At 75.8% G+C, this 7904-nt stretch carries 2 protein-coding genes and 1 pseudogene; all 3 read right to left on the reverse strand.

Annotated features, from left to right (window positions below):
* Nucleotides 1-1523 (reverse strand): beta-ketoacyl synthase N-terminal-like domain-containing protein (locus tag B0E53_RS30530; protein ID WP_210406278.1); only part of this gene is annotated, 1523 nt, incomplete at its 3' end.
* Between the two features lie 295 nt (nt 1524-1818).
* Nucleotides 1819-2700: a metallophosphoesterase gene (locus tag B0E53_RS38780; RefSeq protein ID WP_210406279.1), complete on the reverse strand. Its 882-nt coding sequence runs from the start codon at nt 2698-2700 to the stop codon at nt 1819-1821.
* A pseudogene (locus B0E53_RS40285) lies at nt 2697-7904 on the reverse strand (type I polyketide synthase); the annotation flags it as partial. The gene B0E53_RS38780 and the pseudogene B0E53_RS40285, both read right to left, overlap by 4 nt.

Consider the following 7904-nt stretch of genomic DNA (forward strand, 5'->3'; position numbering starts at 1 on the left):
GGGCGCGGCGCGGGGTCGGCAGCCAGCCACGCGGCCCAGCGGTCGGCCTGCGCGGCGAGCGCTGCGGGGTGGGCGGCGGAGAGCAGCACCGGCAGGGCCGGGCGCTCCACGTCGGACGGCTCGGCTGGGGCGGGCTCGGCGGCCGGGGCCTGTTCGAGGATGAGGTGGGCGTTGGTGCCGCTCATGCCGAAGGACGACACGGCGGCGCGGCGGACCCGGCCGGGCTCCTCGGCCCACGGCCGGGCCTCGGTGAGCAGCGCGACCGCGCCGGACGACCAGTCGACGTGCGGGGTGGGCTCATCGACGTGCAGGGTGGCCGGGAGCAGCCCGTGCCGCAGGGCCAGGACCATCTTGATCACCCCGCCGACGCCCGCGGCGGCCTGGGTGTGACCGAGGTTCGACTTCAGCGAGCCCAGCCAGAGCGGCCGGTCCGCCGGGCGGTCCCGGCCGTACGTGGCCAGCAGCGCCTGGGCCTCGATCGGGTCGCCCAGCCGGGTGCCGGTGCCGTGCGCCTCCACGGCGTCGACGTCGGCGGGGCTGAGCCGGGCGTTGTCGAGGGCCTGGTGGATGACCCGCCGCTGGGCGGGGCCGTTGGGTGCGGTCAGCCCGCTGCTCGCGCCGTCCTGGTTGACCGCGCTGCCCCGGATCACGGCGAGCACGGGGTGGCCGTTGCGGCGGGCGTCGGAGAGCCGTTCGACCAGCACCAGGCCGACGCCCTCGGCCCAGCCGGTGCCGTCGGCGGCGGCGGAGAACGCCTTGCAGCGGCCGTCGGCGGCCAGGCCGCGCTGGCGGGAGAACTCGATGAAGCCGCCCGGCGTGGCCATCACGCTGACGCCACCGGCCACCGCGAGGGTGCACTCGCCGTCGCGCAGCGCCTGGGCGGCCAGGTGCAGGGCCACCAGCGACGAGGAGCAGGCGGTGTCGATGGTGACGGCCGGACCCTCCAGGCCGAAGGTGTAGGCGAGCCGGCCGGAGATGACGCTGGCGGCGGTGCCGGTCAGCACGTACCCCTCGGCACCCTCGGGCAGGCGGCGGAGCACGGAGGCGTAGTCCTGCCCGGCGGTGCCCACGTACACACCGGTACGGCTGCCGCGCAGCGTGCCGGCGTCGATGCCGGCCCGTTCGAACACCTCCCAGGTGGCCTCCAGCAGCAGCCGCTGCTGGGGGTCCATGGCCAGGGCCTCACGGGGGCTGACGCCGAAGAGGGTGGGGTCGAAGTCGCCGGCGTCGGCGAGGAAGCCGCCCCGGTCGCTGTAGGAGGTGCCGGGGTGGTCGGGGTCCGGGTCGTAGAGCCGGGCCAGGTCCCAGCCGCGGTCGGTGGGGAACGTGCCGGTGGCGTCGGTGCCGGCGGCGACCAGGTCCCACAGTTCCTCGGGCGAGCTGACGCCCCCGGGGAACCGGCAGGCCATGGCGACCAGCGCGATCGGCTCCGGCTCCTCCAGTTCGCGCAGCCGCCGGTGCGCCTGGCGGAGCTCGGTGGTCACCCACTTCAGGTGTTCGAGGAGCTTCTCTTCGTCCGCCATGACCCACCCGCCCGGAGCTTGCTACCGATCGTTTCCGCCGACCTCTGAGGTAGCCGTCGATGCGCCCGTGACCGGGGACGACCGACGGCGACGGGACCCGCTCACCGCTTCACTGTCTGTTCCTCACCGCATGACCAGCCGGACGCCACCGGGCGGGCCGGGGGGTGTGCCGGCACCCGACCCGTCACCGTGAGTGGACGCTACTGAGCGGTGATCGGCCGCCCAACCCCTACGGACCCCTCATTCGGCCGTCCCGGAAGGGCGTCCGGGCAGGCCGGGCGCGGTGGCGGGAGGGTCAGCTGTGCTGGCGGGCGAGCGCCGGCAGGATCACCCGGGGCCGTCCCGGCGGGGTGGCCCGGCGGCGCCACTCGCGCGGGTAGCCGACCGACACCTCCTCGAACCGGACCCCGTCGTACCAGGTGGTGCGCGGGATGTGCAGGTGGCCGTAGACGGCGACCCGGGCGGCGTAGTGCAGGTGCCAGTCGGCGGTGAGGTCGGTGCCGCACCACTGGGCGAACTCGGGGTACCGCAGGATCCGGGTCGGCTCTCGGACCAGCGGGTAGTGGTTGACCAGCACGGTGGGCAGCTCGCCACGCTCGGCGTCGAGCCGCCGCTCCGTCCGGATCACCCGGGCCCGGCACCACGCGTCCCGGCTCGGGTACGGGTCCGGGTGCAGCAGGATCTCGTCGGTGCAGACGATCCCCGTCTCGTGGGCAAGGGCCAGTGCCTGCGCCCGGTTGTAGGTGCCCGGTGGCCGCCAGGAGTGGTCGTAGCCGACGAAGAGCGGCACGATCAGCAACGGGTCGCCGTCGGGGTCCCAGACCGGGTACGGATCCTCGGGAGTGACCACGCCGAGGCGGCGGCACAGCGCCACCAGGTGCCGGTAGCGGGCTTCCCCGCGCAGCTGCACCGGGTCGTCCGGGGGAGTCCACAGCTCGTGGTTGCCGGGGGCCCAGACCACCCGGGCGAACCGCCGGGCGAGCAGGCCGAGCGCCCACTCGACGTCGTGGACGTACTCGCCGACGTCCCCGGCGACGAGCAGCCAGTCGTCGTCGCTGTCGGGACGCAGCGCCTCGACCAGCGGGCGGTTCTCCGCGTACATGACGTGCAGGTCGCTGATCGCGAGGAGCTGGCCACCCCTAGCTGCGTGCGGACCCCTAGGTCGGCTGCTGGTCACGATTTGCCGAACTCCCGCTGGATGATGGCGAAGATGTCGTCCTCGTCGGCGGCGGCCAGGTCGTCGGCGACCGCGCCGTCGGCGGCCGGCGGCGGCACCGCGTCGCCGCGCCAGTGGGCCAGCAGCTCCTCGAGCCGGCGGGTGATCTCCGCGTCCCCGCGCCGGTCCCCGGGCACCGCGCCGAGCAGCTGGGCGAGCCGGTCGATCTCGGCGACGACCGGAACGGCCGGGCCGGCGGGCAGCAGCTCGTCGCGCAGGTGCCCGGCGAGTGCGGCCGGCGTGGGGTGGAAGACCAGGTGGTGGGCAGGGCCAGGCCGGTCTCGGCGGTGAGCCGGTTGCGCAGCTCGACGGCGGTGAGCGAGTCGAAGCCGAGGTCGAGGAAGCCGCGGCCGGCCCGGATCGCGGCCGGGCTGCGGTGTCCGAGCACCGCGGCGGCGGCGCCGCGTACCAGGTCGAGCAGGATCCGGTCCCGCTCGGCCGGCCCGGCGGCGGCGAGCCGGTCGCGCAGCGCCCGCGGGGCGCCCGCGTCCGCCGGCGGGGTGTCCGGCCGGTCCACCGTTGCCTCGGGGATGCCGTCGAGCAGTGGGCTGGGGCGCAGCGCGGTGAAGGAGGCGGCGAACCGGTCCCAGGCGACGTCGGCGACGACCACCGTGGTGTCGTCGCGGTCGAGCGCGCCCTGCAGGGCGGTGACGGCCAGTCCGGGTCCAGCGCCGGCAGGCCCCGCCGGGCCAGCTGGTCCTGTTGCTCGCCGTGCGCCATTCCGGCGCCGGCCCAGGGCCCCCAGGCCACGGCCGTGCCGGCGACGCCGCGTGCCCGCCGCCGCGCCACCAGCCCGTCGAGGTACGCGTTGGCCGCCGCGTAGCCGGCCTGGCCGGCGGAGCCCCACACCCCCGCGATCGAGGAGAACACCACGAAGGCGTCCAGCCCGTCGGGCAGCAACTCGTCGAGGTGCGCGGCACCGTCCACCTTGGCCCGCAGCACGTCGGCCAGCTCGGTGCCGGTCATCTCGGCGAGGGGGGTGGCCTGGGCGGCCCCGGCGGCGTGCACGACGGAGCGGACCGGGTCGCCCTGAGCGGCCAGACCGTCCAGCAACCCCGCCAGAGCCGCCCGGTCCGCCACATCGCACGCCACGACCGTCACCCGCACGCCGCACCCGCGCAGGTGATCGGCCAACTCACCAGCCCCCGGAGCGTCCCCGCCCCGCCGGCTGGTCAACACCAGATGCTCCGCCCCCGCACCCGCCGCCCACTCCGCCACCCGGGCACCCAACGCACCCGTACCACCAGTCACCAGCACCGTCCCGGACAACCGGAACCCCCGCCGCACCGGATCACTCGACGCCGGCACCAACCGCCGGGCGAACACCCCCGACGACCGCACCGCCACCTGGTCCTCGACGCCGGACGCCAGCACCCCGCACACCCGCCCAACGGCCCGCGCGTCCACCATCTCCGGCAGATCCACCAGGCCGCCCCAGCAGCGCGGCTCCTCCAGCGCCGCCACCCGCCCGAGCCCCCAGGTCGCGGCCGCGGGGGGATCCACCGGGGCGTCCGAGGCGCCCACGGCGACCGCGCCCCGGGTCAGCCACCACAGCCGGCCGCCGGCGCCGTCGAGGGCCTGCACGGTGGCCAACGCCTCGCCGACCCCGGCGCCGCCGAGCGCGAGCAGCGACACCACCCCGGCGGCGCCGCCGACGTCGCGCAGCGCCTTGGCGACCAGTTCGCGGTCGTCGGCCGGCCCGTCGAGCCGGACCGGCCGGACGTCCGCGCCGGCCGCCGTCATCCCGTCGGTCACCGCCGCGAGCACCCCGTCGTCGATCCCGGTGTACGGCACCAGCAGCGCCCAGGTCCCCGCCAGCGTCGCCGCGTCCCCGTCGGGTACGGGCTGCCAGTCGATCCGGTAGCGCCACCCGTCGGCGGTGGCGCGTCGCCGGCCGTCCCGGCGCCAGCGGGCCAGGGCGGGCAGCAGCGCGCTCGCCGGTTGGTCGAGCCGGAGTGCGGGGTCCAGCGCGCTGAGGTCCGCGCGCTCCACGGCTGCCCAGAACCGGTCGTCGGTCCCGCTGTCGCCACCGTTCAACGGGGTGACAGGGGTGGCGTCCTCGTGCAGCCAGTACCGCTGGTGCTGAAACTGGTAGGTGGGCAGGTCGACCGTCTGCGGCTGCTGGCCGGTGGCGGTGAACCAGGCGGTCCAGTCGACGGGTGCGCCGGTGACGTGCAGCCGGGCGAGGGCGGTGGTCAGTGCGGTGGTGTCGGGCTGGTCGCGGCGCAGCGCCGGAATGTGGTGCACCGGGCCGTCGGCGGTGGTCTCGGCAGCCATGGCGGTAAGGGTGGCGTCCGGGCCGACCTCCAGAAGCGTGGTGACGCCCAGGGTGTGCAGGGTGGCGATGCCGTCAGCGAACCGCACCGCCTCCCGCACGTGCCGCACCCAGTACTCCGGCCCGGCGATCTCGGCCGGGTCGGCCAGCTGGCCGGTCAGGTTCGACACGACCGGCAAACGCGGCGGCCGCCAGTCCAGGCCCTCCAGGACCGCCCGGAAATCGGCCAGCATCGGCTCCATCAACCGCGAATGGAACGCGTGACTCACCGGCAACCGCTTGACCCGCCACCCCCGCTCCGCGCACTCCCCCGCAACCCGATCCAACTCCACGACGGGCCCGGACAGCACCACCGACCGCGGCCCGTTCACCGCCGCCACATCAACCGCAACCGCAGCCCCTCCGATCGGAACGGCAGCCACCTCGACCGGAACCGTCGCGCCGTCGACCGGAATCGCCGCCACGTCGGCCGGGACCGTCGTGCCGTCACGGTCGGCGGCGAGCAGGTTCCGGACCCGTTCCTCCGACGCGGCGACGGCGAGCATCCCACCGCCGGCCGGCAGCGCCTGCATCAGCGAGCCTCGGGCCGCCACCAGCGCGCAGGCGTCCTCCAGCGACAACACCCCCGCCACATGAGCGGCGGTCACCTCACCGATCGAATGACCGGCCAGGTAATCGGCCGTGACACCCCACGACGACAGCAACTCGTGCAACGCCACCTCGACCGCGAACAACCCCGCCTGCGTGTAGACGGTCTGATCCAGCAACACCGCCAGGTCGCTGCCCGGCTCCGCGAACACCACCTCCCGCAACGGACGATCCAACCGGCCGTCGAACAGGGCGCACACCCGATCGAACGCCTCCGCGAACACCGGGAGCCGGCCATACAGGTCCCGGCCCATGCCAGGGCGCTGCGCGCCCTGACCGGTGAACAGCAACGCCCGCCGACCGGTGGTGACCGCACCGGTGATCAGGCCGGGGTCGGTCGCGCCGCCGGTCAGGGCGGCCAGTCCGGCGGCGAAGTCGTCGACGGTGGTCCCGAGAACGACGGCCCGGTGTTCCAGGGCGGCACGGCCGGTGGCCAGCGACCAGGCCAGGTCGACCGGCGACGCGCTCCCGCTGCCGCGCAGGTGGTCGGCGAGGCGCCGCGCCTGCCCGGCCAGGGCGTCGGCCGACCGCGCGGACACCAGCCAGGGCAGCACGGGCCGGCCGGACGCGCCGGCGTCGGCGGACCTGCCCCCTCCCGCACCGGCACCGGCCGGCAGGGCGTCCCGCGCGGCCGGCTCGGGTTCCGGCTGCTCGATGATCACGTGGGCGTTGGTGCCCGAGATGCCGAACGAGGACACCGCCGCCCGGCGGGGGCGCGCGACCGCCGGCCAGGGCCGTGCCTCGGTGACCAGGCGGACCGCGCCCGATGACCAGTCCACCTTCGACGACGGTGTGTCCACGTGCAGGGTGGCCGGGACGAGGCCGTGCCGCAGGGCGAGCACCGTCTTGATCACGCCCGCGACGCCGGCGGCGGCCTGGGTGTGGCCGAGGTTCGACTTGATCGACCCCAAAAGCAGCGCCTCCTGCCCGTCCCGCCCCTGCCCGTACGTGGCCAGGAGCGCCTGCGCCTCGATCGGGTCGCCGAGCGTGGTGCCGGTGCCGTGCGCCTCCACCACGTCCACGTCGGCCGGCGACAGTCGCGCGGCGGCGAGGGCGGCCCGGATGACCCGCTGCTGCGCGGGCCCGTTCGGCGCGGTGAGGCCGTTCGACGCGCCGTCGGAGTTCACCGCCGAACCGCGCAGCACGGCGAGGATCCGGCGGCCGTCCCGCCGGGCGTCGGACAGCCGCTGCACGAGCAGCATCCCGACGCCCTCGCCCCAGCCGGTCCCGTCCGCCGAGTCGGCGAAGGAGCGGCACCGGCCGTCAGGGGCGAGGCCGCCCTGGCGGGAGAACTCGACGAAGGTGGCCGGTGAGGCCATCACGGTCACGCCCCCGGCGAGCGCCAGCGTGCACTCCCCGGACCGCAGGGACTGGGCGGCCAGGTGCAGTGCCACCAGCGACGACGAGCAGGCGGTGTCCACGGTGACCGCCGGGCCCTCGAACCCGAACGCGTACGCCACCCGGCCGGAGAGCACGCTGGTGGCGGTGCCGGTCAGCAGGTGGCCGCCGACCTCCTGGTCGCGTCCCATCGCCGTCGAGGCGTACCCCTGGAAACTGGCGCCGGCGAAGACGCCGACCCGCTCCCCGGTGAGCCGGGCCGGGTCGATGCCGGCGGACTCGACGGCCTCCCAGGAGACCTCCAGCAGCAGCCGTTGCTGCGGGTCCATGGCCAGGGCCTCGCGGGGTGAGATGCCGAAGAAGTCGGCGTCGAACTCGCCCGCGTCGTAGACGAAGCCGCCCTGCCGGGGGAAGGAGGCGTCGGAGAGCCGGCCGGTGAGGAAGCTGTCCCAGCCCCGGTCGAGGGGGAAGTCGGAGATGCCGTCGCGGCCCGCGGCAAGCAGCTCCCACAGCTCGTCGGGGCCGGTCACGCCGCCGGGCAGCCGGCAGGCCATGCCGACGATGACGATCGGGTCGTCGTCGACCGCGGCGGCGGCTTCCGGCCGGTCCTCGGCCGCCGGCGCTCCGGTGAGCGCGGCGGCGAGGTGGGCCGCGAGCGCCAGCGGGGTCGGCTGGTCGAAGACGAGGGTGGCCGGCAGGGCCAGGCCGGTCTCGGCGGCGAGCCGGTTGCGCAGCTCGACGGCGGTGAGCGAGTCGAACCCCTGCCGCTGGAACGCCCGGTCGGCCGGTACGGCGTCCGCCGTTCGGTGTCCCAGCACCGCGGCGGCCTGGGCGCGGACCAGGTCGAGCAGGTACGCGTCCCGCTCGGGCGCGGTCCGGCCGGCGAGCCGGCGGGCGAGCGGCG

This window comes from Micromonospora sp. MH33 (assembly GCF_003013775.1).
Taxonomy (GTDB): Bacteria; Actinomycetota; Actinomycetes; order Mycobacteriales; family Micromonosporaceae; genus Micromonospora; species Micromonospora fulviviridis.